This window comes from Paenibacillus caseinilyticus (genome assembly GCF_027533645.1).
GTDB classification, from domain to species: Bacteria; Bacillota; Bacilli; order Paenibacillales; family NBRC-103111; genus Paenibacillus_G; species Paenibacillus_G caseinilyticus.
Genome location: NZ_JAQAGY010000003.1, coordinates 45438 through 70694, shown reverse-complemented (window position 1 = coordinate 70694; position 25257 = coordinate 45438). Strand labels below are relative to the sequence as shown.

Below are 25257 nucleotides of genomic sequence, written 5' to 3'. Positions count from 1 at the left end.
GGATCAGCCCCTCCTGAGGTGATCTGATCCGGGTAATTGGGCTGCCTTTTCTTAACCTAACCTAATTCTTCATTAAAATAACAAACCCCATTACTGCATCCATATGTGATTTTATTACCAAAATCATGATAAAAAACTGCTTCTTCAAAGTCACTAGGTATCGTCATTTTAATTTCGTTGATCAAAGCTTCCGCTGCTCTTTCCGTTTCCTGATCTCCCGTGCCATTATATCCAATTGCTGTTCCGCTAGGTCCTTCATAAATCGTGAAAATCCATGAATTTTGATTGTCGTCTTTGACTTGAATCTAAACTTTGCACTTTCTTTCCCATATTCAACTCCCGGATCTGTAAAGAATGAACCGCCTAATAAGTTTTGATCATTAAGTGCTACAAATTGATACATGTTATTCCTCCTGCTGATGATTGTTGAACAGTAATGAATACTTTTAAGGGAATTGAAGGAAGATATAACTGATTTTGAGAAAGTTAATATACGGAGGAATGCATGTGAAAAACCGAATGGTATCTTTATGTATTGCAAGTCTCGCTCTACTTTTGGCCTTTCCCTCCTTGTCCAATGCGGATGGGTATGTTGAACAAGATGGAGAAGTTACGGCAGGACAGAAAATGGCAAAAATTCTTGACAGTACAAATTGGCAAGGGACCACGGTTTATGATAAAGATAAAAATGACTTAACAAAAGAAAATGCAAGTTTTGTTGGTCTTGCGAAATATGACGATGAAACAGCCAGATATGAATTTTACGATAAAACGACAAAACAAAGCCGCGGCGACTATGGAACATTTTTTATTACAAATGATGGGAAGATCAGAGGATTAATCTCCGAATCGAAGGGCTACCAAGTTGTTGTGGAAATCACAAAGCTGACAAATGATATGTTTACCTATAAAAGAATGGGCAAAGATGCTGCTGGTAAGGATACAGAGGTGTTTGTGGATCATATTCCCTACCATGAGACCGAACTTTCCTTTACTACCCCGGATAAGAATTTGGAAACCTACACAGGAAAAGTAGTAACAGACGTGGATGGGGACAAAATTTTGTCTTACAGCTTATGGCAAGGTACAGTGGTGTTAGATGAGAAGGGTAAGGATGTCTCGAATTATAATGCGAATTTTTTAGGTCTGGCCAAATATGATTTTAAAACAAACAAATACGAATTTTTCGATGCTAAAACAGGACAAAGCCGCGGTGACTATGGGTATTACGATGTCGTTCATGGAAATAAGCTAAGATCCCATATTTCAGAAGGAATGAAATATGGTGCCGTTCTTGAGCTTACAGAGCTGAATACGAATAAATTTGCGTATAAAAGAAAAGGTAAAGATCAAGATGGAAATGAAATCGTCATAACCGTAGAGCATGTACCTTATAAAGGTGCTTTCAATCTAACATTCACTCATTAAAGAGGACCCAAGTAATATTGAAACACAAGACTACAAAATAAAGATAACATATCGTTACCGCTTCGGAAAATCTTTGTTTTGCAGTCATGAAAAGTGAAGCCTTCGGGCTCCTTTTTTTTGTCAAAAACATAAAGGGAACGGGCGTGGTATAATGTGGGAACCACACGTGAAAAGGGTGATCACTGTGAAGGTGCAAAAGTGGGGTAACAGTCTGGGAGTGAGGATCCCTGTTGCTTATGCTGAGCAACTCAACATCACCTATGGTTCGGAGGTAGACTTGCTTCTTATGAAGCGCGAAATGGTTATACGGCCAAAACGCCAAAAGCCAGCTTTAGAAGAGCTTCTTGCAGGGATTACTGATGATAACCGTCACCATAAGGTTGATTTCGGTAAACCAGAAGGGAATGAAATTTGGGGAGTCTCAGTGGTGTCCCAGATCGCGGTGATCTGGTGAAGATCAATTTCAATCCTCAATCCGGCCATGAACAGGCTGGGTGGAGGCCGGGGACCGTTCTTTCCCCAGCAGTGTTTAACCATATTGCCGGGTTTGCGGTTGTTTGCCCGGTCACAAATCAGAAGAAGGGCTATCCTTTTGAAGTTGAGCTTCCCGGTCTGCCGATTACTGGTGTGATTCTTTGCGATCAGGTAAAGAGCCTGGACTGGCGATCGCGGCAGCTCAGAATCGAAGGGCAAGCGCCAACAGACATAACTTAGGATGTACTCGATAAAATTCATACGTTTCTGTAATCAAGTAGGAGCCCATTGACGGCAATGTCGGGGCTCCTTTTTTCGCCCGATGCAAGTGCAGCAGCCAGGAGGCCGTAGCGGGAGGCAGCCTGGCCGAGTAGCATTTTGGTATGAAATAGCCGAGGCGCAGTTTCTTGTTCCTTTGGGTTAACTGCACTGAAAGACCGTTTGTAAAGGCTTCGATGTGCATGTATGACATATAAACACGTAGATTTTCCCCATATCTCCGAGTGAAACTCCAAGAGGAGATTGGAGTACAGCCCTTTCCTGGTATGGAAGATTCCAAACATCCCCCAGTTCTTCAGGACACCACCGGCTGTATGTACCGCCATCAAACTCCGCTTCGGATAGGGTGAGGAGATGTTCCATTGCGTTGCTGCAGTGGCATGTTGGTGTTTCGTCAAATTGAATCCAATTTACATATCCGCCGACTTTGGTGCCATCCGCCACACTTAATTGATACTCGTATATGGCCTCATCCTCTTCATCTTCCTCACCTAGTTCTTCCTGCCATTCCATAATCGAATGAGCTAATGGCTCGTTCATAGCGAGTAAATCCTCCATGTGCGGGTACTCTATAACGGTCTCCGGGTTCAGTGAAATCGCCGAATTCCAAGGATTCTGTTCCGAAGAACTGCCCCAGTATGCTTTGACATAGGGTTCATAGATCTCTCCATGGTCCCTCGGGCACCATACAATACGCAGTAAAGACCGACCATCGGGAAAATCGATTTCCGGGTAATCCGCGTTGGCCAATTGAAGAATAGGGATAAGCGGCTCCTGGTGTTCTTCACATAGCAACTCGCGGGGAACAGGCGGGGGAGTTTGCATACTTCCAGTGATTCGAACCGGATGAAGCCGTATTGTTTTTTTTCGGTACGGGGCTAGTTCCGGGAAAAAATGGTCTATCTCATATTTTGGTTTTCGAGTTGTTCTCAATGGAGTAATCCCGCCTTCAACAAAATAATGGATCATTTTTGTATTATTCTAGTTTTTTCCTAGAATTCCTCTTCCGATTGGATGGGTTGAGTAAGTCATAGAAGCAGGGAGTGCCGTTTGGGCGCGCTCTGCTTTTTTGCTGTTCTCGTATCTTGCTTGGTGAGGCTCCTCTGGCCGTCCGGCACCGCTGATTCAGTCCGGACGGGCCGGGAGCGGCAGTGAGAATCTGCCAATGGCCGGATCTACATAATTTCGATTGACATACCGAATTAACCAGTAGTAAAATAATTACCGAAGAACATTTGAACAAGTGTTCAAAACGTACGTTCAAAACATTCGTTCAACTCCAGGTGGAATTCGCCTGGCCGCGAAGGAACAAAGGAGGGCTCGGTTTGAAACGGGAAGTCGTATGCAGGGAAAGCAAGGAAGACGTCAAGCTGAAGATATTGAATGCCGCCAAGAAGCTGTTTGCCAAAAAAGGATTCGAAGGGACGACCGTGCGGCAGATCTGCGATGAAGCGGGTGTGGCGCTTGCGCTCGTGTCTTATCACTTTGGAGGCAAGGAGAATGTGTTCTTCGCGCTCTTCGAGACGTTCGCGCCGGCCTTCCTGCAGACGGAATATACGCTGGAGCATCCCGTGGAAGATTTGAGCGCGCTCATCCGGGATTTTACTTTGTTCCGCTTGGCGGAGCCGGACCTGATCAACATACTTCAGCAGGAGATCATGATGCAGAGTCCCCGGCTCGAGCGCGTCCAATCCGTCGTGCACGGGTTGTGGCGCCAGCTCATTCTGATCCTGGAGAAGGGCAAGAGAGACGGATGGTTTCACTATGATTCGCTGCGGCATACGGTCCAATCCATCATCGGGACCCTGGTATTCGCACGGGTCACCACGTTCATGGACCCGGTCTTCATCAAAGCGGGCGAGGAGCTGCCGTCCTCGGAGAACGAGGCGGCAGTGGTCGGTCACGCGACCGCGTTCATCATGAATGCCCTGCAGTGCCGTCAGGCTTAGGGCAGCAACTATCGGAGAGGGGTCAACAAGGAAATGAAGAAACAAGTGGCGGCTATTGTGGTATTGGCGCTCGCACTCGGCGGAGGAGGGTATATGCTCCGGGCGGAAGGGAAGGACGCGGTGACGCTGTCCGCGGCCAAGAAGGCCAGCATTCTGACGGCGGAACAAGTCAACGTCTCGTTCCAGGGCGCGGCAGGCAAGATTATCGATCTGCCGGTGAAAGAGGAGCAGAACGTGAAGCAGGGCGACGTCCTGATGACGCTCGACCCGACGGATATCGATCTGCAGCTGAAGAAAGCGCAGGCGGATATCGAAGTGACCTCGCTGAAGATCGCCCAGGCGGAAGACGGCATTCGTGTCGCCGAGAGCAAGCTGGGCAATGCGGTCAAGCAGGCGCAGATCGGCTTGTCGCAGGCGCAGACCCAGCAGGCGCAGGTGGCGGAAGGCGCGCGGGCAGAGGATATCGAACGCCAGAAGCTGGCGGTGGCCGCGGCTGAAGAGTCATATACACATGCCGTGAAGCTGTATAACCAGCTCATGAACATGGAAGAGAGTTACGACGACAATCCATACAACTATAAAGACCACCGGGATGCGGTCGAGAATGCGCGCTCCCAAGTGGCGACACTCGAGAACGCCAAGAACCAGCAGCAGGCAGTGCTGGATAAGATGCTGAACGGCGCTACGGAGAAGGAACGCCAGCAGGCTACCCTCCAGGCGGACAGGGCAGCGGCGGTAGTCGAGCAGCAGGAGCTTGCCGGCGGGGATATCTCGAACCAGAAGATCGGGATCGACGCGTTGAAGAAGCAGCTCGAGCAGCAGAATATTCTGCTGCAGTCCCTGCAGATCCAGAAAGATCGGTTCACGCTGAAGGCACCGGCCGACGGCAAGATCGTCAAGGTCGTACCGAAAGCGGGCGAGAACGTCGGCGCAGGAACACCGGTGATTCTGCTCGAAACCGGCAAACTGTTCTATGACCTGTACGTTGATGAGACGCAGGTAAGCAAGTTCCACCCGGACTCCGCAGTGCCGACGCACTTCGCGGCGCTTGGCGACGTGGTGGACGGCAAAGTTCAATTCGTGACGGCCGCTCCACAGTTCGCTGCGCTCCGGATGAGCCGAGAGAAAGGAACCGCCGATCTGAACTCGTTCCAGGTCCGGGTCTATGTAGACCGTACGGAGAAGCTGCTGCCGGGTATGACGGCGGAGGTGCATGTTGATGAAGTCGCAGCTCAGTGAGTGGAAGCATGTGCTGTCGAGCAAGTTCATTCCTCTAGTCTTGCTTGGACCGCTGATTATGGCGGCCATGTTCGGATACATTTTTCAGAACGGGCAGATCAATGAAGCACAGATTGCCGTTGTCGATGAAGACAATTCGCTGTACAGCCGCCAGTTCACAGACAAGATTAATGCTTCGCAGTATATGGAAGTCGCCAGCGTCTTCCATGAGGCCATCCCGCCTGAGACCTTGCTGACCAATGAGAAGTATATGGCTGTCGTGTATTTGCCCAGAGGCATGGAGCAGCTGCGCTTCCAGGGCAAATCGATCAACGTCGGCTTCCTCATCGACAACTCGATGCCGTCGGCGGTTGGTAACATCCGCTCCGGGATGCAGGAGCTGATCACGATCGAGAACACTTCGCTGACCGTAGGCAAGCTCAAGGTGATGGGGATGGGCGATGAAGCGGCGCTCGGCACCGCTTCGCCGCTCTCGATGCAGCAGCGCCTGCTCTTCAATCCGACCTCAGACTTTATTGCCTTCATGGTCATCGGCTTCGTGAGTGTAGCGGCGCTTGCGATCACGTTGACCGCTGCGGGTTCTATCGTCCCGCGGCTCCGCCAAGAGGGGCTGCTGCAAGAAGCGCTGCGTTCCCCGATCGGGCTGTGGCTTCGCGTGCTGCCTTATGCGGTGATCAATACGATCTCGCTGCTGCTGGCCTTCGGGATGCTGAAGCAGATCGGGGGGCTCCGCTTCGTCGCTGATCCGGTATCGTTCTTGGTGCCGCTCTTCCTCTATGCGCTGACGTCCGCGCTGATGGGCATGGCGGTCGGCTGGACCGCTTCCGAGCCTGCCAAAGTATCGGGGAGGACCTCTGCGATCGTGTCCCCTTCCTTCATGCTCTCCGGCGTGCAGGTGGCCACGATCATGTTCCCGGCACCGATTCAGTTCATTTCGAATCTGCTGCCGCTGACCTGGCTCTTCAAGTTTATCCGGGGCATGGGGTACCGGGGCGGGGAGCTGAAGTACTTCACCAGTGAACTGGGCGTGTTCGTGACTATGATCGGCGTGTTCTCGCTGATTGTCGGTCTGCTGATCTGGAGAGAGACAAGGAAGTTAGCCTCGGCAGGTACCAGCGCAGAGCTTACGGCTGCGCCACAACAAGAGGCTGCCGCACCGGCAGCCGTGCATACAACAACGCAAGTAGGGGAGATTATGGCATGAGACCAACCAACAAGATATGGACCCGCACTACACTGGCCGCTCTGCTGACGACCGCAATGCTGATGACAGGCGCGGTGCCCGATACGGCCCGCCTGGCTCTGGCGGATGCTGCTGTGACATCGCCTGCCGCAGACGGCATAACCGGTACGGCTGCGACGGCTTCCTATAATCTGACAGATCAATTGCAGGTGGAAGTGAAGAGCCTGCTCAACGAAACGACCAGTGAAGGCACGAAGATCGGCGTCGTGGTCCGGATGAGAAGCACAGCCGCCAAGGTGGCGAAGATTCCGGATCTCGAGCTGCGTGCGCGGACCTCGGACGGTTATGAATATCCGCTGCAGGCCAGTGTGTTCAATGCCCATGCGATTCGTCCCGGCACGACGGAAGAGCTGAACTACATGGTGACGGTCGACAGCCGGGTGCCGCTCGATCTCTCGGAGCTCGCCTGGTATGCCGTCGACTGGTACTCGTATCCGAAGCAGGAGACGGTGAAGCTGGCCGTACCGGTAGCAGGCCAAGCGTGGAGCGGCCCGGCAGCGGGATTCGGTGAGGCTTCCCTCTCGTGGGGGACGCCGTTCCGGTTGTCGCCGGCGATCGATTCCCCGCTTGTGTACACACCCGAATCGGTGAGCACGGACAACACGGCGACCGGACCGGTCACAACCGTGAAGGTACTCGTCAAGAACCCTTCGGCGAAGAAAGAAGCCTTGCCGGAGTTCTCGCTGGACGGCCGGACTGAAGGTGTCGAAGGCACCGATAAGACCGTCTACAGCGGCAAGCGGGTGGAAGCTTCTCCGCTTGTGCTCGAAGCCGGAGAGCAGCGGTACATCCACTTCGCGATCCCGACGGATAAAGGTACCGTGCTGAAGTCGTTCAACGTGCTGACGCAGGAGACCTTCCGGCAGGTGGACGCGAAGGGCCAAGTGTCGGCCAGCGCGTATTCGGTCGGACGCTTCGGCATGAAGCTGCCGATCGTGAACGGCATCGCGGAGTTCGCTTCGGCCGTCAAGGTCGAGAACGGCAAGCCGTTCCCGCTGCAGGGGGCAGGCGACGTCGTCGATCCGAACCTGTCGGTATCGCTCGTCGAGCTGCACCAGCACGTGAACGAAGGCGAAGGCTACCAGACGGCGATCGCGAAGGTCATGCTGACGAACAGCGGCGAACTGCCGATCCCTCTGCCGAGCCTCGGCACGAAGCTCGTCACGAAGTCGGGCATGACCTACAGCGGCAGCCGCCAAGCAGGCACGGTCACGGAGATCATGCCGCAGACGAGCTATGTCGTCAGCTATGCGTTCAATATGCCGGAGGAAGTGCTGGACGAGGAGTTCGTACTGAAGCTTAGCGACGTGAAGACGGCCGCTCCGGCGGTTACAACACTTGGTTCGTACCGCGTAGCCGTACAGAAGGAAACGATGGACCTCAAGAACATGGCGTTCTATCCGTTCCAGGTGAAGCTGAATGACTGGGAACTCGGGTTCCGTACGAACATGCCGAGCGCGCTCAATCCGTACTCGCCGATGACGTATACGTACAAGCTCGGCCTGTCGATGGACATCACCCGCCAAGAGCATGTCGTCGTGGATTCCAACTTCTCGAAGATGTCGCTGGAGCTCGTCGACTCGACCGGCAAGCTGATCTCGGTCCGCACCCTGCCGTTCACCGGCATGAACCGTGTGATCTCGGGCAAGCAGTTCATTACGTTCGATAATCTCAAGACCGATGAGCAGTACTACCCGCTGACCGTGAATATCTACGAAACGATCACCACCGCTACCGGCGAAGCCAAGCGACTGGTGGGCGTGCTGAAGCAGTAAGGTTAGCTGTCCTAATACCCTGACAGGAATCCCGCTGGTCCATTGGACCGGCGGGATTTTTTTGGGCTTAAGACGGCATTGCCCTCGATCTGGCGGAGGCTGCTGCCGGGCAGACCCGTCACTTTCGGGCGCTATACGCAGCGGAGAAGGGGGAAGGTGGCGCAGGGCCCGCTGGATCTGCTCGGCCCGATCCGGCTGTCCGGCGTATATCTGTGCGCGCGGTGTATCCCGGCGCCGGGAACGCTCGGCAGGGCGATGCCGGGCTGGATCGCGGCGGAGCGGATGCTCTGATCCCGTGATCCCGCATAGCACGGATAGCGCAGGGGTGAGGGCTTGGCTTATCTCGGGCAGCGGGCCGCCGCTTCGTCCGGCTAAGTGGTGCCGACTGTCAACCCGGCCGGGCTGCCAAGCCGCGCAGATCTGGCATCGGGCCGCCGAGAGGGAGCCCCATCCAACGCCGGAAGCCTTGGTGTCCGCCCCGATGAACGGCGGATGGCCAAGGCTTCCGGTGTGTTTGGCGGCAGAGCCCAGGGGCGGTGGTCAGCGCTTGCGGGGAGCAAGTAAGCTGCTGCTGAGCCATGCTCCCTGCCCCTTCGGACGGGAGGATCTTCTGCCCTTCGGCCCGGGGGCTGCGGAGGGGCGGGCGGGAGCAGGCTTACCGTCCAGACGAAGCGTCCGGACGCTTTTGCCCCTCTTGAACAGGGAGGGCTGGGGCAGGGCCGCCGCGCCCGCGGATCCCCCATTCCTTGGACGCCGGTTCCTGCTGCGCTTTCCGGCGATGCTGCTCTCCGAGGGAGTGGCGCCGTCGAGATATAGGACTTTGGCGGATTGACTGTATTCGAGCAGGTGCTCTTGGCCGCCCGGAATCCCGAGTTTGGCTGCAGCTGCCGGGGAGAGCCGGACTTCTTCGTCCAGTTCGTTCTCCGGGACGATCAGTCGCAGCTTATGAACCGTATTGCCTCTTTTGACCGATACGTAGGAAGACTTCGATTCGGGGAACCCCAGCATCCTGAGGATAGAGTAGCCGATGGTGATGGTAGGTTCTGTGCTGCGGTTCGTGCCGATATCGATCGGAACGCTGGCCCGGCTGAGTGTGACCCGCCGGAAAGTCAATGTGTCGTTCATCTCATTGTAATCGATCTGGTAGCGGGTTCCCTGTTTCAGACCGAGCGCTTTGGCCGTACTGGCTCCGAGCTCGAGGTAGGGGAAGCCGCATTCGTCTCCCCGTTCCCGGTAAAGACGTACCGTGCGCTCCGCACCGTTATTCTTCAAGGCAACCGAGGTGCCGTTTCGGATGGAGCCAAGGTCATGCGGAAAACTGTTGTAGCACTCGATAACCAGTATCGCCGATGTCTCATCGGCTCCGTCGGTGACGGAAATATCCACTATGCCGTAGGCCATTAGTATCCTCTCCCCACTCTCTCATTCTTGACCCGGCCGCAGAACAGACCAGCCCCCCCATGAGGCAGGAGGGCCAACCCGTTCCAACGAGTATCACTATGCCCTTACTACTGTATGTGTGTCTGAGCCCTGTTGCTTGTACCTTTGCCCCTGGTCATCTGTCATGACATGGGAGACACGGGAGGGGGAGCGTCGTATAATGGAAGCGCAAAGAAGGACATGGGAGCGGAACAAGCGGCGTCAGTCCGGTAAAGAAGGGATGGAGGAGGAAAGCATGGAGGAGCGGCGATTGACGGAGATAGGGGAGAAAACAACGCAGTTGTACCCTGAGAATGCGTGCATGGGGCAGGAGCTGGGTGCTGGCGATGTGGACCAGGAGAAGGAGAGTACGGGCACGGAGCGAAAAGGCTGCTTCGCCGGAGTTGACGGCTGTCCAGGCGGCTGGGTCGCCATAGAGCTCGGGAGCGGCGGACGTTGGCGGGGTGGGGTCTACCCGGAGCTCGAGGAGCTGTGGGAGTCCTATGCCGGGGCCGAGATGCTCCTGATCGATATGCCGATCGGACTGCCGGAGGGGCCGGAGCCCCGACCCTGCGATGGCGGGGCCCGCCGGCTGCTGAAGCCATGGCGGGCGTCGAGCATATTCCCGGCGCCTGTGCGGGGGGTGCTCGCGGCAGCATCTTATACGGAAGCGAATCGGAGTCACAGAGAGCTCAGCGGCCGCGGCCTCTCGCGCCAATCCTGGGCGCTGGTACCCAAGATCCGAGAGCTGGATGCCCTGCTTCAGCGGGAACCCGCGGCCGGACAGCGGATCTTCGAGGCCCATCCCGAGCTCAGCTTCGCGGGTCTTGCAGGGGCGCCCATGCGGAGCCGCAAAAAGACGGCGGAGGGCTTCACGGAGCGAATGGAGGTGCTGCGGGGCTTCCTCCCGGAGGCGGATCTTATCGTAGCCGAGCTCATGGCGCGGTACCCGCGGAAGCTTGTGGCCCGCGACGATATCGTCGACGCGCTCGTGCTTGCGGCTGCTGCCGCTGCCGCTGGCAGCAGGGAGCGTCTGAGCCGGGTGCCGGAGGCGGACAGCCGGGATGCGACCGGCCTGCCGATGGCGATCGTCTATTATGCGGCCGAAGGGCAAGCCGCTCATAGGGAAGACCCTCATCACTAGCGCCGCAGGAATGTAGACCTGCGGACAGGGATGAGGGTTCTGTTGGCATCATTTGCCGATCGATGTCATATTATATGGAGTACAAAGCAAATGTAAGCGTTTTCGGACAACCTCTATGCTTTTGCCTATCTTCGATTCCTTTACCGCGCGAACGTTTGGCTTTGGTGCGGGAGCCCTGCGGGGGAAGGCCGCCCTTGCACTACGGCTGCCGCCTCCTCTCCGTCCGAGCCACCGCATCCTATCTTGGGAGGTGCCCACCTATGTCCGCTAAGCCCTGGCTGGCCCATTACCCTGCCGAGGTGCCGCCGAGTTACGACTATCCGAAGCAGCATGCCGCCCAGTTCCTGCTCGATGCGGCCCGGGACTACCCCGGGCGGGCTGCGCTTGATTTCATGGGGGGCCGCATGTCGTATGCCGCCCTGCTGCAGGCTGCTTACCGGTTCGCTAATGCGATGCGCCATCTGGGCGTTCATCCGGGAGACCGGGTGGCGATCATGCTGCCGAACTGTCCCCAGGCGGTCATCGCCTATTACGGCACATTGCTGCTCGGCGGGATCGTCGTCATGACGAATCCGATGTATACCCCCCGCGAGCTTCTGCACCAATTCGGCGATGCGGGCATCCGTACGGCGGTCACGCTCGACCTGCTGTATAAGCGGGTAGCGGCAGTAGCTGAGGCTTCGGGGCTGCGGCGGATTATCGTCACCTCGCTTAAGGACTATATGCCCTTTCCCAAAGGCTTGCTGTATCCGATCTTCGCCAGGCGGCAGGGACTCGACCGGAGCGTCGATTACGGGGAAGGCGTATACCCGTGGCTGAAGCTGCTGAAGTCGGCTTCTCCCGAGCCCTGCTGGCCTAACGTCGATCCGGACGAAGATCTCGCGCTGATCCAGTACACAGGCGGCACCACGGGGAAGCCCAAGGGGGTGATGCTGACCCACATGAACCTCGTGACGGCGACGATCCAGAACCGGCTGTGGGCCTACCGGTGCAGGCCGGGCCAGGAGGTGTACCTCGCGGCGCTGCCGTTCTTTCATGTGTTCGGGCTGACCGTGCTTATGAACAAGTCGGTCGCCTTGGCCGGCACGCTGGCCCTGCTGCCCCGGTTTGATCTAGAACTGCTCTTCGACACGATGAAACGGACCCGGCCGACGGTCTTCCCGGGAACACCGACGATGTATATCTCGTTCCTGAACGATCCCCGTTCGCTGCGGTTCCGCGGGCGTGCGCCGTCGGTCTGCGTAAGCGGAGCGGCCTCTCTGCCGCTGGAGGTGCAGCAGCGCTTCGAGGCGCTGACGGGCGGCCGGCTCATCGAAGGCTACGGCATGACGGAGGCCTCCCCGGTCACGCATGCCAACCCGATCTGGGACACCCGCAAGGCGGGGAGCATCGGCATTCCCTTTCCGGATACGGACGCGCGCGTGGTGGATCCGGAGACGGGCGAGGCGCTGCCGGCCGGGAGCGTCGGCGAGCTGATCGTGCGGGGGCCCCAGGTGATGAAGGGCTACTGGAACCGGCCGGAGGAGACGGCGGCGGTGCTGAAGGACGGATGGCTGTACACGGGGGATCTTGGGAAGATGGACGAAGACGGATTTTTTACGATGCTGGACCGCAAAAAAGACCTCATCATCGCCGGAGGGTTCAACATCTATCCGCGGGAGGTCGAAGAGGTACTGTATGAGCATCCGGAGGTGGTGGAGGCAGTCGTGGCCGGCGTCCGGGACGCTTACCGGGGCGAGACGGTCAAGGCCTATCTCGTCCTGAAGGAAGGCAGCGAAGCCGGCAAGCAGGAGCTCGACCGGTGGTGCCGGGAGCGGCTGGCCGCTTACAAGGTGCCGCAGCAGTATGAATTCCGCAGCACGCTGCCCAAATCGCTCATCGGCAAGATTCTGCGCCGGGCGCTGGCGGAGGAGGAAGCCGAGGGGAAAGACGCGGAAGCAGCGGAGGAAGAGAGCATGCCAACTTGAGAACAACAATGAGGTGAGAGCATGGTCATTCGCGAAGAGATCGAGAAGCTCGTCGATCGAATGAACGGCAGTCCGGAACCGATCCGGAATTTGCAGGCGGTGTATCAATTCGATTTTGGGGGAGAGAACACGCTTCAGGTGAGGTTCAAAGGGGGGCAGGCGGAACTCGTGGACGGCACCCCGTATCCCCCCGACTGCAAGCTGATCCTGACGGAGGACACGATGCGCAGACTGATGAGCCGCAGGCTGAACGCCGCAGCGGCATATATGGAAGGGAAGCTGAAGATGGAAGGGAAGCTGACGGTGGCCTTCCGGCTGCAGGAAGTGCTCAAATCCTACGGGTAAGCGGAGCCGGGCTTCAGCAGGGACCATCCTAGGAAGGCGAGCGCGGCGTACAGCAGTGCCGGGAACCCGTACAGCGACGAAGCGTGGAATACCGTGCGGAGCAGGCCGCATACCGGATAGAGCAAGAGCAGGACGGCAGCCGTCTGGGGGAAGCGGGGTATCCGGCGGATCGCAAGGAAGGCGGTCAGCGCACCGGCTATGGCCATCAAGGTGCCGGGGATGAACAGGAAGGGACCCGGACCTCCGGCGTACATCCGGCCGATCGCCGCGTTCACGGCGCGGATCTCCTCGGGGGTCGTGACTCCGGCATACATGCCCGGCAGGACGCTGATCTCGAGGAGGCAGTGCAGCGTCTCGGTAAGGAGGATGCCGAAGAAAAGCAGCGGGAGGGAGAGCCAGCCCATCCGGGTAAGCCCGCCGCTGCGGCGCATATACCAGGCCGGCAGGCCGAAGAGAACGAGCATAGAAGCGAGCAGCAGGGCGGTGTGCACAGGGACGGTCCGTGCCGTATACACGGCGGTTTCCTGCGGCGTCCCGGGGACGCCGGGGTGAAGCAGATGTGCGGCCGCACCTAAGATGCCCCCGAGCAGCAGGGCCATGCCGGACCCCCTGGCATACGCGGAGGGAAGGGAAGTCGGGAAGTTGACGGTGAGCATGGGATCTCCTTTCGGAAGTAAAGCCAAATACGCCGGCAGCAGCACGGCGGGTCGCCCAGGCGATGCCCGCGCAGCTGAAGCCGGCGTATTTGCGCTTGCGCCTTGGTCGCGGTCGTCTAGCGGAGGAAGTAATACCAGTAGGCGTACTCGATAGACTCCATTACATTGCGGGGCATCGCGCCGGCTTCCGTGGCGAAGTCGCCGAGTCCGATCGCGGCAATGGCCGTGCAGGCACTGATCATGGCAAGGGTGTGGATACGTTTTGTCATGGGGGAATGACCTCCAGTTCATAGGTTAGGTGGTACTGCGGGGGGAGCACCGGGCGCGAGCCCGAATATTGGTAGAAGGGGATGCGCCGAGAACAAGCCGCTATGAATAAGCAGCTATGAACAAGCCTCCGGTCAGGGCCGTGTGGGGCAGGTATATTTTTACTGAGCTCGGGGGCAGGGTTCTGCGGCAGGCTTCCCTTGGATCAGGTAAGGAACCAGTACAGTGACCCATCTAGATTAGGTAAGGAACCAGTACAGTGACCCATCTAGATTAGGTAAGGAACCAGTACAGTGACCCATCTAGATTAGGTAAGGAACCAGTACCAGTAACCCATCTAGATTAGGTAAGGAACCAGTACCAGTAACCCATCTCGATGGTCTCCATAATCGAGCCTGGCACATAGCCTTTGTACATGGCGCTTGCCGGGGAGGCAAAATCTCCTGTGCCAAGCAGTACGACAGCAGCCGCGGCGAGGACCATCAGGGTGCGTTGTTTTGTCATGAAGTGTCACCTCCTTTCGTTCGTTCGAACATGTGGTTGTCGTTCTCTCCGACGCTGTTAAGCATAGCACCCCGCACTTGAGGCCTGATAGTATCCGAAAGTATACTCTTGCGCGGAATGTGTGGAATCTCACCGGAACCGAGCTATCTTCTCATTGCCGCAATGATACGATTTGTTTACAATGGGGATAACCTAATCCCAATTCACAGAAGAAACCCTAAGTCAAAGGTTGGATGTATCTATGCTAAGAATCGTGAACCGCACAGAGGCCGGCGTACCGTACGGCAGTACCGAGCGCGTTCCGTTGTTCATCGGAAGAAGAGAAGAGCTGCATCGTCTGGAGGAGGTACTGCAGGAAGTGGAGACGCGCGGTCCCGAGGCCGTGACGCTCCGTCTGCATGTGGAAGGCATGCCGGGTTCAGGCAAAAGTTACCTGCTGGCCGAGCTGCGGCGCCGGGCCGAGGCGAGAGGCTGGCTGACGCTGCAGGTGGATGCCCGGGACGCCGCAGGGCACGGGGAATCCTTGGCTGCGGCGATCCTGGCCGTGCTGCCGGCGGATCCAGAAGGGGCAGCGCCCGATCCATGGGCGGTTCTGCCATCCTATGCCGCCTTGTGCCAGGACCGGCTGGCCTCGGCTGCGGCCGGGGTCCCCGTGCTGCTGGTGGTGGATGCTTATGAGACGGCAGGTGACGCGCAGCGCTGGCTCCTGGAGACGCTGGTGCCCCAGCTGCCTCCCGCCGTCCTGCTGGTGACCGCAGGACGGAAGGGGCCTGGCCTCGCGCCGGGCGTCTGCGCGGCAGAGCCTGCGGCCGTGGAAGTCCTGACCCTCGGGGACTTCTCGCGAGGGGAAGTGGAGGCTTATGCGGCCGCCGCCGGCCGGGAGATCGCCGCCGATGACAGCCAGCGGTTGTGGTCGCTCACACAGGGCCACCCGTTGACGCTGTCCTGCCTTGTCATGGCAGGGGAGGCGGGAGCGGACCTCGCAGGGGACACAGGCCTGGACGCTGCGTCCGAGCTGCGGACTTACCTGCTCGGACGCTGGCTCGGCGAAGAGAAGGAAGAAGGGCTCCGGCCTCTGCTCGATGCGGCCGCCTTGCTGCCCTCGTTCGAGCAGGAGCTGCTTGCCGGGCTGCTCGAGGAGAGCGTGGCCTCCGCCGACTTTGACCGGCTGTGCGCCTTGTCGTTCGTCCGCCCTGCAGCAGAGGGAGGCTGGGCGGTTCATCCGGTGCTGCGCAGACTGCTCGCAAGCGAACTGCGCCGCAGCCGCCCGGCGCTGCATGAACGCCTCGCCAAGAGAAGCGTACAGCTGTTGGACGCCAATCCTTACGGGCTGACCGCCCGGGAGGAGGAGGTAGCCCGGATGGTGCTGGACTGCCGCACCACCGCCGAGATTGCGCAGACGCTCATCGTAGCGGAGATTACAGTGAAGAAGCATCTCAGCCACATCTTCGAGAAGACCGGCGTGCGCAACCGCAAGGAGCTGATCAAGAAGCTGATGGGCTCCTGATTGACTCTTTCTCCAGGTGGGCTTGTCCGCCTGCAGCGGGGGGAGGGCTTGATTGGGGGAGAGCAGGAAAGGCGGCGACGGGAGCCGCTTCGCTGCACCGGTCTGCCGCCTGCCTGCACCCAAAGCGGTATCCAACGAAGCCGTGCCAAGATGAAGCTATAGGTGCCAAGATGAAGCTATAATTACCAAGATTGCGCTGTAAGTGCCAAGATGGGGCTATAAGCGACAATGAAGCTATGAGTGCCAATGATGAAGCTATACCAAAAGAACCGGCCGAAACAGGGGGAGTCCCCGTTTCGGCCGGTTCTTTGTTGTGGCATTCAAGCAAGCATAAGTTTCACATCGCCTGGCCTGGATCGATCCACCGCTTCCTGTTCCGTTCCGTAAGTACATCGGCACGGGGTACCCTTGCCTCCCGTTCACCGTACGGCCGGAGCTTATTTGCCGTAAGAGCCCGCGGCGAAGGTGGTGCGGTCCCACCACTTGTAGCCTGCGGCCGGTGCGGCCCAAGGCTCGGCCTGCGGTTCCACCGTCCCCTGCGGAATCTCGTTCTCTGGACCGGAGGTCAGGAGAGGGGTGGGGGAATCGAGCTGAAGGCCGCTGATCTGCGAGAGCTTCTGGTACGACTCTTTCTTCGCCAGCCAGTTCACTGTGTTGATGAGCAGAGCGGCGTCGTTCTGTTCCTTGAAGCCGTCATACGTCGTCTTCTTGGCGCCGTTCTCCTCGCGCAGGTAGCGCGGCGTGGCGTCTTCTACCGGGGACGAATCGCCGATGAAGGCGGCCTTGCCTTTGCCCACCTTGGAGATCGCGGCAAAGGGGCCTTCGGGGATGCCGCCGCCGGCGTATACCCCTTTGTCCACGGCATTGCCCCAGGCTTGGTTCGTCGAAGGCAGGTATACGATCCCCTTGGCCTTCGACGGATCGATAATCGCCAGTGTGCTGCCGGCGTGCATAGCGACCGACTTCACGCCGCGCGTGATGCCGAGCGACTGTTCCGGCGAGACGATGACGCTGGCGTTGATGTCGCCGAGCGCGTTGTAGCGGAACCGCACGCCGAAGTTCTGCGCGAGCCAGTCGGTGCTGGCCACGCCCTGCATGGCCGCGGAGGCGCGCTCTTCCGCCGACATGCCCTTCGCCGGATCGGTCCAGGCTCCGCGCCGGTAGCCGTTGAACACCTCGGAGGAATCCCAGCGATTCTTGTTGCGGTCGGCGTTATAGTGGTCGGCGATGAAGAAGATGCTGCCGCCTCCCTGCACATACTGCAGCATGGCCGCTTGTTCGGTCGTCTTGTAAGGCACGTTGGACTCGGGGACGATGAAGACGTCGTACGCTTTGAGATCATCGAGGGTAATCGGCGTCGTCTTGCGCAGCTCCTGCACAGAATAGCCCGCGCCCGCGATGCCTTCGGCAAAGTCGGAGAAGGCGCCGTTGATCACCCAGTCCGCAGCCCCTGCCGTCTGGCCGTGCGTATTGTCGAAGAGCACCTTCTTGCCATTGGCCGTACCCGCCGGATTGAGATAAGGAGCCGGATCTGCGGGTCCCTCGGCCAGAACGGCCGGGGCTGCAGCAGCGGCTACCGAGAGGGTGAGGGTAAGGCTGAGCAGCGCACGGGTGAATCGTGTATGGGAAATCTTCATGGGAGAGCCTCCTCGTTTAAGTGGATGTCCGTTAGTTCGTATGCTGGCCGAGACCGTCGAACGTATCGACCGGATAACCGTTCCAGCCCGCAGCCGGATCGAAGGCGTCAGACGCATTCGTGTCGCCGGTGAGGGTTCCTGGAGAACGGCGGATGGTGTTGTCCTGCGTCGAGGTCAGACCGCTGCCCCACTCGGAGCCCGGGTCTGCGCCTACTTGACCGATCACGTCGATCACAACGCCGTTCTTCTTGAGTACAAGGGCATCGTCGCCGTTGAAGAACGTGACGGTGCTGGTGATATCGGCAGCCGCCAGGATGGCTGCGCTGGCCGAGCTGTTCGCGATGACATAGACGTCGCCGGCTGCGAGCGTACCGCTAAGGTCGAGCTTGTTGGTCGGTGCCGTCGCCCCGTTGGCATAGAGTTCTACGGAATATCCGCTGAGTTCGATAGGCGCGCCGGAAGGATTGAAGATTTCGATGGCCTTGTTATTGGATGTGCCTTCGACGTATTCGGAGAAGATCAGGTCGGCGCCCACGGGGCCCGGCCCGGTCTGTCCCGTGACCTTGGCTGTCGGAGCGCTCTTCACCGGCTGCCCTGCGGCGGTACCGGTGGCGGCCGCCGGCGTAACCTCGAAGACGAGGTGCTTGCCGAGGTCCGCTTCAGTGACCGTATAGGACTTGCCTGCCGCGCCGGCGATGGCTGTCAGGCCTGTGCCGTCCGCTGCATCGGCGCGGTACCAGGCGTAGACGGATGCGCCTTCGGCATCGTTCTCGGCGTCGCTGTAGGTGTACAGACCGGTCAGCGTCGCGCCTACCTGCGGCATGCCGCTGTAGGTCACGTTCGTCACCGTCGGCGCGCTGTTCTCCGTCCCCTGCACGGCAGCGGAACGGACAGATTCAATGGACGGTTTGGAGTTATACGTATCGATCTTGCCTTCGACGACGATGACCGAACCGACCGGCGCATCGAGCAGGGCAAGTTTGGCGGCCGGGTCTGTGTAGTAAGAGTTCGACTGCGGGATTTGGATCGCCCCGGCGTTCCCCGTGAAGTCGGTCACGCCTTCCTGCTCCGCGAGGACGAAGACGATATTGCTGTTGCTGGCCGCCGTCTTCGAGGTCAGATAACCGCGTACCTTGACGGTCGTTCCTACGGCCAAGGCTTTGGCCTGGCTGACGGTCAGCGTATCGCCGCTGGGGGCGGACTGCTTCAATACGGTAACGGTGAAGCTGAGCGTATCGCTGGCGCTTCCGCGGGAGATCGTGGCCGTCAAGGTCACGGCCGCGTTATCCGCCGAAGCGGCCGGGCGTACGACGGCACCGTTCGTGCCGATGACGGACGGCTGGCTCGACTGCCAGGAGATTACCGTCCCGTTCTCGCCGGAGGCCGGCAGGTTCAGCGCCGTAGTGACCGCATCGGGCGACGGATTGCCGTTCAGGATGAGGCTGCTTGTGAGCGCGTTCTTCGTCTCCGCTACCGCTCCGGCGTCATCCAGCACCGCTGCCGTCACCAGCACGTAAGCGGGCGTGCTCGCATAGCCGGTGGCTGTTGCGATGACTTCGAGCACGGTGCCGGCCGGCTGGGCCGGGATGGCGACCTGGAAGGCGCCGCTGGTTGCGTGGGCTGCCGCGCTTCCGAGTACTGTGTCGCCGATACGGACGGTGACCGTGGAGCCGGCTTTGGCCGTGCCGGTCACGGCGGTGTCTTTCTCGCTGACGGCACTCACGGCCGCAGGAGCCGGAAGGGCGCGCACGAGAATCGTGAATACGTCGGTGTCGGAATAGGTGCCCCGGGTAATCGTGGCCACGAGCGTCACCTTCTCGGAGCTGCCGACAACCTTGGTACGGTCCACGAGTCCGGTAGTGACGTCGACGATCCGGGAGAGCTCGGGATTCGTCAGCTTCCAGGAAATCGTAGTGGTGTCCGCTCCGGCGGTGATCAGCTTGAGCTTCTCGGATACGCCGTCATAGGTGAGGAAGAGGGCTGCTTTCGCATTCGCTACCGCTTCCTGGTCCGTCAGGCGCTTCGGCGGTACCGTGACCGTGAACTTTTTGGTCAATGTGGAAGTGCCCTTGGTGATCGTGGCCGTCAGGACTGCCGTGACCGCAGGTTGGCCCTTCTCGGGCCGGGTGACGGTGCCGTCCGCCCCGACAACCGCCGGGTTGGAGGAGCTCCATGTGATCGCGGATCCCTTCGCGCCGCTCGTCGGCAGGGACAGGTTCAGGGTCACGGCGGTCGTGTTCCCGAGCGTCAGCGCCTTGGCGTCGGCAGCGGTAACCTCGGCATCGCTGAGTCCGCCGGTCACGACGATATCGGCAGCGGTGCGCGGTTTGATCTGGTTCTTGTTATAGTAAGCCGCGATGCCCGTCAGGTCGATGATATCGCCCTGCTTCACCTGGGAGGTGCCGACACCGTAAGCGCCGGTGTAGACCATGACGGTGGAGCCGCCGGCCGTCACGTTGAAGTCGCTCGCACGCACGTCCGATACCGTCACCTTCTTCAGGGTGACCAGCTTGCCTTGTTGGTCGCCGACCTGGTCCGGCGTAACGACGACAGGAGCGGGAACAGGCTCTGTGCCGAGCTTGGCCACGGAAGCGCCGGAATCGAATTCGAGCTCGCCGTTGAACGTCTTCTTGATGCCGCTCACGGTTACTTTATCGCCGATGGCCAGCGTGTCGGTGGAGGAAGGCGAGTAGACGTAGATGCCTCCCGTGCTGTCCTGCATATAGAAGCTTCGGTTCCCGAGCGGCGCCGTAGTGATCACGCCTTGAGCTTTGCCTGCCGTGCCGTCGGCCAGCGCACGGAACTGGGCAACGGTCAAGAGCGCGGGATCGGTCGGCACGCCGGATACTTCCTTGATCCGGCCTTCGGCCTTGTAGCTGATCGGCGCTGCGCCGAAGCTGCGCGTGAACGCAACGGAAGCTTCGAGATCTTCCGGACCGTAGACCGGATTCTTGCCGAGCGTCCCAATCGGCTTGTACTTCGAAGAGGTGGCTGTCTGCATGAAGTTGTTCACGGTGACGGAGTACGTCTTCGTCTTGTCGATCTTCGAGCCGTCCGGCAGGAAGATGTCGATGACCTTGTTCGTGCTGCCGTTCCATGTGTAAGAGAAGCCGCCGATGCTGTAGTCCGGCCCATAGAGCGAAGAGAGCTGGGCGTTCAGGATCGTCTCCAGATCCGCTCCGGTGATCTCCACCTTCACGAGCTGGTTGTTGAACGGCTGAATGTTGTAGAGCTCGCCCCAGGTGACCTCGCCCTGGTTCAGGTTATCGCGGATGCCGCCGCCGTTCATGAGGGCGAAGTCGCTCTGCATCGCATAGCGCATGCCGTCCGCAATGAAGTTGCCGAGCGCGTTGTCGCCTACCGGTCCGCGGACGCCGTAGCCGCCGGTCATCTCGGAGGAGGTGACGCCGACCACTTCATTGATCGTAGGGGCGACGCGGTCCACATACTTCTGGAGAATGGCGCCTACGGCCGGGTCCGGCGTAATCCCGGCCTGATTCACGTAGACGATCTCCGCGCTCTTCTGCACGATGTCCCCGGTAGCCGGGTCGATCTGCAGGTCCACATCAGAGAAGGCTTTGCCGTACTCCCATGCCTGGACGATCAGCTTGTTGTCGACAGTGCCGTTCACGACCGTATGATTATGCGCCGCAAAAATCACATCCACCTCGTCGTCGACGCTGCCCGCCAGGTCCGCTGCTGCGCCGGTGACCGATGTGCCGCTCTGCACGGCATCCATGTGCGAGAGCACCACGATAGACCGGATGCCTTGGGCCTTCAGCTCGGCTGCGGCTTTGTTCACGGCTGCCGTCTCGTCGGTGAACCGGATGTCGGCGATGCCGCCGGGCATCACGATGGAAGCGGTCGACTGGGTCACGACGCCGATGAAGCCGATCTTCACGCCGCCGATTTCGCGGATGAAGTAAGGAGGAAGCACAGGGCTGCCGTCGGCTTTGTATTCGACATTCGCCGCCACGACCGGGAAGTTCATGCCGTCGTAGTTCTCCGTGCCCGATGGGTGCGTACCGCCCTTCACCATGCGGAGCATCTCGGCGGTGCCTTCGTCGAACTCGTGGTTGCCCACGGTTCCGCCGTCAAAGCCGATGGACTCGAGCATTTCGACTGTAGGCTCGTCCTGCAGCAGGGCGGTTACAGGCGAGCTGCCGCCGATCGTATCGCCGGCATGCAGGATCAGAGTGTTCGGGTTCCCCGCTTCGCGCTGCTTGAGATAGGCCGCCACGTAATCCATGCGGCCGAGGTTCTCGTTCACCTTATCTCCGTTGAGATCTACGGGATAAGTCTGATCCACCTTACCGTGCAGGTCGTTGATAGCGAGAAGCTGTACGGATACAGGCCCGTAGGCGGCCTGCTGTACCGTAGACTCGGAACCGCCGCTGCCGTCCTGTGCGTATACGGACGAGAGTACCGCTGCCGTATCGCTGTCCGCAGCGGGGATACGGTATGTATCGGAAGACGCATACGATGCCGATGGTGCAAGGGTGCTGCCGGTGAGCAGCACGGCCAGCGCCAGTTTGAAAGCTTGATGTTTCATGTCTCTACCTCCCGTATGATGGAGCCGCGTCTCATGAAAAATTTGTCGACTCATGAAGCATCTTATCAGTTCTGTGTTCGGGGCTTGTTAAAGGAATGTAAAGAGAATCTGGACTTTTATGAAAAATAGTGAAACAAGCGTGGGGATCCGTGAAAAAAGGGTGACGCAAGCGTGGAATCCGTGAAAATACGGATGAAACTCGTTACGATAGACCCGTGGGCGGATGCAGGGCGGGATCAAATGGTATTGCGAATTAGGTCTCAAGTGCACTGCGGATAAAGCCGGACTTCGCTGCCGTATAGGCCTCCCGGTCCTCGCGGAATTGTGCGGCCAGCTGTTGCTTCAGCCGGGCATAAGCGTCCCGAAGAGCAGGGTCAGACCGAAGGCGGTTCCGGAAACGAATCAGGTCATCCCCGTGGGGATCATCCTCCAGCAGCAGGTGAAGGTGGGCGGTCCGGCGCTCTTGCGGAGCCTGTACGAAGAAGCGGCGCCATGGCCGTTCGTCGAGCTCCGGCGGTACGAAGTGCCAGTGGTGCGGAGCAAGCACGCGGGCGATATCGGGTATATCCTCCCAGCCGCGCACCGCCGCCATCAGGTCAAGGATGGGCTTGGCGGGCAGGCCCGGGACCGAGGTGGAGCCGATATGTTCGATCTCCGCAATGCCGAAGGGAAGCAGCAGGGAAGCGAGCTCCTGCCGCAGCTGTTCGCCTTGGACAAGCCAGAGCGGATCGGGTTCCGTAAGGGTCACGGACTCCATGGCCCAGACGGGCCATTCGGAATGGTCTGGAGGGGCCCCCTCCTGTGGACGTTTATCTTCTCTTGGTATGTCGCTCATGTCATCCTCCCTTGTCCTGTGAAGTCCACAAAACCATGAAGCTGCTGGGCTAAATCTCTTTCTATTATAAAGGAAAAAGATGGAACGGGAACCCCATATTTCGCCAGTGGTCAGAAAAAAAGAGAGAAGAGAGGCGAAGCGTGGAGGGGGCTGCCGACATAGGAGGGAGCGAGAAAGAGAGGCCGTTGCGGAGGAGGCAAGGGACACGCAAGCCCTAAGCGTGTGCAATACAGGTGCCCAAAGGCGACGAATGTGAGGGACCAGGCGCGCGGCGGCGGTGGCGGGTTACCGGCTGCGCGAAAAACCGCGTGTGCGAGTGTGGAGCATCGCTGGCGGCGGTCTGATGCAGGGCACCCCTGCGCGAAACGCTCCAGCAGCCTGCCCGCAGCCCGCAGCGCAAAGAATCTGCCATGGCGCTGGTTTGGCCGCGGCATGGCAACCCGGTGTGAATTCGCGTTGCTCCCAGCAGCCTGCCCGCAGCCGCGCAGCGCAAAGAATCTGCCATGCGCCGGCTTGGCCGCGGCAGCACAAAAGCCAGCCCGCCTGCATTACGGCAGGCGGGCTGGGCTTGCTCTATGTTATGTACGGCCGGGCCGGGCTCCAGGTACCGGGGCTACCTGTGCTCCGGCGGCAGGATCGGCCGTCCGGCGACAGGGGAGCCGATGATGACCGACGTATGCGGGCTGCCGTACAGCATAAGCCGCTCGACGAGCAGACTCAAGCCATCTACGCCGCCGACCGCGGCCTTCATGATATAATCCACCGTTCCCGTGACGCGGTGGCATTCGATGATGTCGGGGTCTGCCTTCATTTTTTGTTCAAAATCATGGTAGGACAGCTTCAGTTCGCTCATTTGGATCATGAGCATGGTGTTCCTGCCGACCGCGGCGGGCGACACTTTGGCGCTGAATCCCTGAATAACCCCTTTTTCCTGGAGGCGGAGCAGGCGTTCGGAGATGCTGGGACGGCTGAGCGCCAGCTTTTTGGACAGCTCGCTTACCGTCATCCGCCCGTCTTCCTGCAGCCATTTGAGCAGGGCGATATCGATGGCATCCACTCTATACAACCAACTTTCAATGTGAAGTTTATTTTCATGAAAATCCTTCAATGTTTCGGTAAGCTCCACCAAAAGGGTTCGTTTCTTTATATAACAAGCTTTACGCTTAGTATATCATGTAAGGAAAGATAACGTGTCGCTAAAAATCCTGGTGGAGTGAGAAGCCTATGCGTAGATTTGCCTATATTGTGTTCGGTTGCATGGTGACGGCTATGGGCTTGTTATTCCTCAAACATACGCATGCCGTAACCGGAGGGACAGCAGGGCTGTCGCTCAATCTGACTTACTTGACGGGGGTTTCCTTTACCTCTTTGTTCCTCGCGATCAATATTCCCTTCTTTCTCTTCTCGGCTCTGACGATGGGCCGTTCGTTCACCCTGTCTTCGATCGGTTCGGTTCTCATCCTTACCTTGTTTACGGGCTTCGATACGCTTCTTCCGGCTTTCGAGCCGTCGAATCTGACCGGAGCGATCATGGGGGGGATGGGCATTGGCCTCGGGGTCAGCATTCTGTTCGCGAACAACTCGTCGCTCGGGGGGGCGAATATTCTGGCCTTCTATCTCCGCCGGAAGTATAACTGGGATCCGGGCCTCGTCAATTTCTTGTTCGACGGGATGGTCGTCCTCATCTCCCTGTCGGCTGTGGGATTAACGAAGGCGGTGTATTCTATCGGATCCATTGCGCTCGCTTCCCTGATTATCAGTTATTTTAAAAGCAAGATCAATAGCGAGCCGGCAAAGTCCGTGCGGACTTACAGCATACCGGAGATGGCTGCACCGGGCGGTGCCTTGACGGCAGGGGAACTTCGGGCTATGGAAGATCCTTCCCATGCGGAGCAGGTTCCGCCGGCCGACCTTCCAGAGGGCTCTCCCGCCGTGTACGGCAGCGGATCGGAAGGGCTGCGATAAGATGCCGGACGCCCCGCTTTCCCCTCTCTGCAAGCGCCAAACTGGATGAAACCCTTCATCTGGTTTGGCGCT

General features: G+C 58.8%; 23 protein-coding genes. 13 read left to right on the top strand and 10 right to left on the bottom strand.

Translation table 11 applies throughout. From position 1 onward, the window contains the following. Positions 1-181: 181 nt before the first annotated feature. Complete coding sequence (locus O9H32_RS05855) at positions 182-403, bottom strand: hypothetical protein (protein ID WP_269864951.1); 222 nt, start codon at positions 401-403, stop codon at positions 182-184. A gap of 104 nt (positions 404-507) precedes the next feature. Between O9H32_RS05855 and O9H32_RS05850 the strand changes: the two genes are divergently transcribed. From O9H32_RS05850 to O9H32_RS05840, 3 genes are all read left to right on the top strand, one after another. Then, positions 508-1428: a DUF4822 domain-containing protein gene (locus O9H32_RS05850; protein WP_406627260.1), complete on the top strand. Its 921-nt coding sequence runs from the start codon at positions 508-510 to the stop codon at positions 1426-1428. A gap of 166 nt (positions 1429-1594) precedes the next feature. Then, positions 1595-1882 carry an AbrB/MazE/SpoVT family DNA-binding domain-containing protein gene (locus O9H32_RS05845; RefSeq protein WP_319946928.1) on the top strand — a complete coding sequence of 96 codons (288 nt, stop codon included), beginning with the start codon at positions 1595-1597 and terminating at the stop codon, positions 1880-1882. Then, positions 1879-2142: a type II toxin-antitoxin system PemK/MazF family toxin gene (locus O9H32_RS05840; protein WP_319946927.1), complete on the top strand. Its 264-nt coding sequence runs from the start codon at positions 1879-1881 to the stop codon at positions 2140-2142. Before O9H32_RS05845 ends, O9H32_RS05840 begins: the two co-directional genes overlap by 4 nt. Before the next feature lie 180 nt (positions 2143-2322). Here the strand turns inward: O9H32_RS05840 and O9H32_RS05835 are convergent, their stop codons facing one another. Beyond that, positions 2323-3150, bottom strand: a complete 828-nt coding sequence (locus tag O9H32_RS05835) for a hypothetical protein (protein WP_269864948.1) — start codon at positions 3148-3150, stop codon at positions 2323-2325. Between the two features lie 356 nt (positions 3151-3506). Between O9H32_RS05835 and O9H32_RS05830 the strand changes: the two genes are divergently transcribed. The 5 genes from O9H32_RS05830 to O9H32_RS05810 all read left to right on the top strand — a co-directional run bounded on the left by O9H32_RS05830 (position 3507) and on the right by O9H32_RS05810 (position 8678). Continuing rightward, entirely contained in the window at positions 3507-4130 is a 624-nt protein-coding gene (locus O9H32_RS05830; protein ID WP_269864947.1) for a TetR/AcrR family transcriptional regulator, read from the top strand. Between the two features lie 33 nt (positions 4131-4163). Then, the gene (locus O9H32_RS05825; RefSeq protein ID WP_269864946.1) at positions 4164-5369 is read left to right on the top strand and encodes an HlyD family secretion protein; all 1206 of its coding nucleotides are present in this window, start codon (positions 4164-4166) and stop codon (positions 5367-5369) included. Continuing rightward, positions 5350-6573: an ABC transporter permease gene (locus O9H32_RS05820; RefSeq protein WP_269864945.1), complete on the top strand. Its 1224-nt coding sequence runs from the start codon at positions 5350-5352 to the stop codon at positions 6571-6573. Before O9H32_RS05825 ends, O9H32_RS05820 begins: the two co-directional genes overlap by 20 nt. Next, complete coding sequence (locus O9H32_RS05815; protein WP_269864944.1) at positions 6570-8387, top strand: hypothetical protein; 1818 nt, start codon at positions 6570-6572, stop codon at positions 8385-8387. Before O9H32_RS05820 ends, O9H32_RS05815 begins: the two co-directional genes overlap by 4 nt. Positions 8388-8465: 78 nt before the next feature. After that, positions 8466-8678: a hypothetical protein gene (locus tag O9H32_RS05810; protein WP_269864943.1), complete on the top strand. Its 213-nt coding sequence runs from the start codon at positions 8466-8468 to the stop codon at positions 8676-8678. A gap of 249 nt (positions 8679-8927) precedes the next feature. On the opposite strand, the gene O9H32_RS05805 is transcribed toward O9H32_RS05810, so the two are convergent. Then, positions 8928-9788 carry a hypothetical protein gene (locus O9H32_RS05805; protein WP_269864942.1) on the bottom strand — a complete coding sequence of 287 codons (861 nt, stop codon included), beginning with the start codon at positions 9786-9788 and terminating at the stop codon, positions 8928-8930. A 199-nt stretch (positions 9789-9987) separates the two neighbouring features. Here O9H32_RS05805 and O9H32_RS05800 point away from each other — a divergent pair, with 199 nt between their 5' ends. The 3 genes from O9H32_RS05800 (at position 9988) to O9H32_RS05790 (ending at position 13262) form a co-directional block, all read left to right on the top strand. Continuing rightward, positions 9988-10950, top strand: coding sequence for a DUF429 domain-containing protein (locus tag O9H32_RS05800; RefSeq protein ID WP_269864941.1), 963 nt, complete (start codon positions 9988-9990; stop codon positions 10948-10950). Positions 10951-11210: 260 nt separating this feature from the next. Continuing rightward, on the top strand, positions 11211-12917 hold the full coding sequence (locus tag O9H32_RS05795) for an AMP-binding protein (protein WP_269864940.1): 1707 nt from the start codon (positions 11211-11213) through the stop codon (positions 12915-12917). Between the two features lie 21 nt (positions 12918-12938). Next, positions 12939-13262, top strand: a complete 324-nt coding sequence (locus O9H32_RS05790) for an SCP2 sterol-binding domain-containing protein (protein WP_269864939.1) — start codon at positions 12939-12941, stop codon at positions 13260-13262. Here O9H32_RS05790 and O9H32_RS05785 read toward each other — a convergent pair. The 3 genes from O9H32_RS05785 to O9H32_RS05775 all read right to left on the bottom strand — a co-directional run bounded on the left by O9H32_RS05785 (position 13253) and on the right by O9H32_RS05775 (position 14689). Beyond that, entirely contained in the window at positions 13253-13918 is a 666-nt protein-coding gene (locus O9H32_RS05785; protein ID WP_269864938.1) for a hypothetical protein, read from the bottom strand. The genes O9H32_RS05790 and O9H32_RS05785 overlap by 10 nt on opposite strands. A gap of 116 nt (positions 13919-14034) precedes the next feature. Then, positions 14035-14187, bottom strand: coding sequence for a hypothetical protein (locus O9H32_RS05780; RefSeq protein WP_269864937.1), 153 nt, complete (start codon positions 14185-14187; stop codon positions 14035-14037). A gap of 340 nt (positions 14188-14527) precedes the next feature. After that, positions 14528-14689, bottom strand: coding sequence for a hypothetical protein (locus tag O9H32_RS05775; protein WP_269864936.1), 162 nt, complete (start codon positions 14687-14689; stop codon positions 14528-14530). Between the two features lie 241 nt (positions 14690-14930). Between O9H32_RS05775 and O9H32_RS05770 the strand changes: the two genes are divergently transcribed. Then, positions 14931-16196, top strand: a complete 1266-nt coding sequence (locus tag O9H32_RS05770; RefSeq protein WP_269864935.1) for a helix-turn-helix transcriptional regulator — start codon at positions 14931-14933, stop codon at positions 16194-16196. A gap of 437 nt (positions 16197-16633) precedes the next feature. On the opposite strand, the gene O9H32_RS05765 is transcribed toward O9H32_RS05770, so the two are convergent. The 4 genes from O9H32_RS05765 to O9H32_RS05745 all read right to left on the bottom strand — a co-directional run bounded on the left by O9H32_RS05765 (position 16634) and on the right by O9H32_RS05745 (position 24277). Further along, positions 16634-17833, bottom strand: coding sequence for a DNA-binding protein (locus O9H32_RS05765; protein WP_269864934.1), 1200 nt, complete (start codon positions 17831-17833; stop codon positions 16634-16636). A gap of 31 nt (positions 17834-17864) precedes the next feature. Continuing rightward, on the bottom strand, positions 17865-22385 hold the full coding sequence (locus O9H32_RS32770) for an immunoglobulin-like domain-containing protein (protein ID WP_319946926.1): 4521 nt from the start codon (positions 22383-22385) through the stop codon (positions 17865-17867). A gap of 253 nt (positions 22386-22638) precedes the next feature. Continuing rightward, positions 22639-23220, bottom strand: a complete 582-nt coding sequence (locus O9H32_RS05750) for a GrpB family protein (protein WP_269864933.1) — start codon at positions 23218-23220, stop codon at positions 22639-22641. A gap of 613 nt (positions 23221-23833) precedes the next feature. Further along, on the bottom strand, positions 23834-24277 hold the full coding sequence (locus O9H32_RS05745) for an Lrp/AsnC family transcriptional regulator (protein ID WP_269865386.1): 444 nt from the start codon (positions 24275-24277) through the stop codon (positions 23834-23836). A 167-nt stretch (positions 24278-24444) separates the two neighbouring features. On the opposite strand from O9H32_RS05745, the gene O9H32_RS05740 reads away from it, so the two are divergent. Then, a complete protein-coding gene (locus tag O9H32_RS05740) occupies positions 24445-25185 on the top strand; it encodes a YitT family protein (RefSeq protein WP_269864932.1) in 741 nt (246 codons plus the stop codon). The last annotated feature ends 72 nt before the right edge of the window (positions 25186-25257 follow it).

Coding starts and splice junctions, on each gene's coding strand:
- O9H32_RS05855 (WP_269864951.1), bottom strand. CDS start 403: ATGTATCAATTTGTAGCACTTAATGATCAAAACTTATTAGGCGGTTCA.
- O9H32_RS05835 (WP_269864948.1), bottom strand. CDS start 3,150: ATGATCCATTATTTTGTTGAAGGCGGGATTACTCCATTGAGAACAACT.
- O9H32_RS05825 (WP_269864946.1), top strand. CDS start 4,164: ATGAAGAAACAAGTGGCGGCTATTGTGGTATTGGCGCTCGCACTCGGC.
- O9H32_RS05820 (WP_269864945.1), top strand. CDS start 5,350: ATGAAGTCGCAGCTCAGTGAGTGGAAGCATGTGCTGTCGAGCAAGTTC.
- O9H32_RS05815 (WP_269864944.1), top strand. CDS start 6,570: ATGAGACCAACCAACAAGATATGGACCCGCACTACACTGGCCGCTCTG.
- O9H32_RS05805 (WP_269864942.1), bottom strand. CDS start 9,788: ATGGCCTACGGCATAGTGGATATTTCCGTCACCGACGGAGCCGATGAG.
- O9H32_RS05800 (WP_269864941.1), top strand. CDS start 9,988: ATGGAAGCGCAAAGAAGGACATGGGAGCGGAACAAGCGGCGTCAGTCC.
- O9H32_RS05795 (WP_269864940.1), top strand. CDS start 11,211: ATGTCCGCTAAGCCCTGGCTGGCCCATTACCCTGCCGAGGTGCCGCCG.
- O9H32_RS05790 (WP_269864939.1), top strand. CDS start 12,939: ATGGTCATTCGCGAAGAGATCGAGAAGCTCGTCGATCGAATGAACGGC.
- O9H32_RS05785 (WP_269864938.1), bottom strand. CDS start 13,918: ATGCTCACCGTCAACTTCCCGACTTCCCTTCCCTCCGCGTATGCCAGG.
- O9H32_RS05780 (WP_269864937.1), bottom strand. CDS start 14,187: ATGACAAAACGTATCCACACCCTTGCCATGATCAGTGCCTGCACGGCC.
- O9H32_RS05775 (WP_269864936.1), bottom strand. CDS start 14,689: ATGACAAAACAACGCACCCTGATGGTCCTCGCCGCGGCTGCTGTCGTA.
- O9H32_RS05770 (WP_269864935.1), top strand. CDS start 14,931: ATGCTAAGAATCGTGAACCGCACAGAGGCCGGCGTACCGTACGGCAGT.
- O9H32_RS05765 (WP_269864934.1), bottom strand. CDS start 17,833: ATGAAGATTTCCCATACACGATTCACCCGTGCGCTGCTCAGCCTTACC.
- O9H32_RS32770 (WP_319946926.1), bottom strand. CDS start 22,385: ATGAAACATCAAGCTTTCAAACTGGCGCTGGCCGTGCTGCTCACCGGC.
- O9H32_RS05750 (WP_269864933.1), bottom strand. CDS start 23,220: ATGAGCGACATACCAAGAGAAGATAAACGTCCACAGGAGGGGGCCCCT.
- O9H32_RS05740 (WP_269864932.1), top strand. CDS start 24,445: ATGCGTAGATTTGCCTATATTGTGTTCGGTTGCATGGTGACGGCTATG.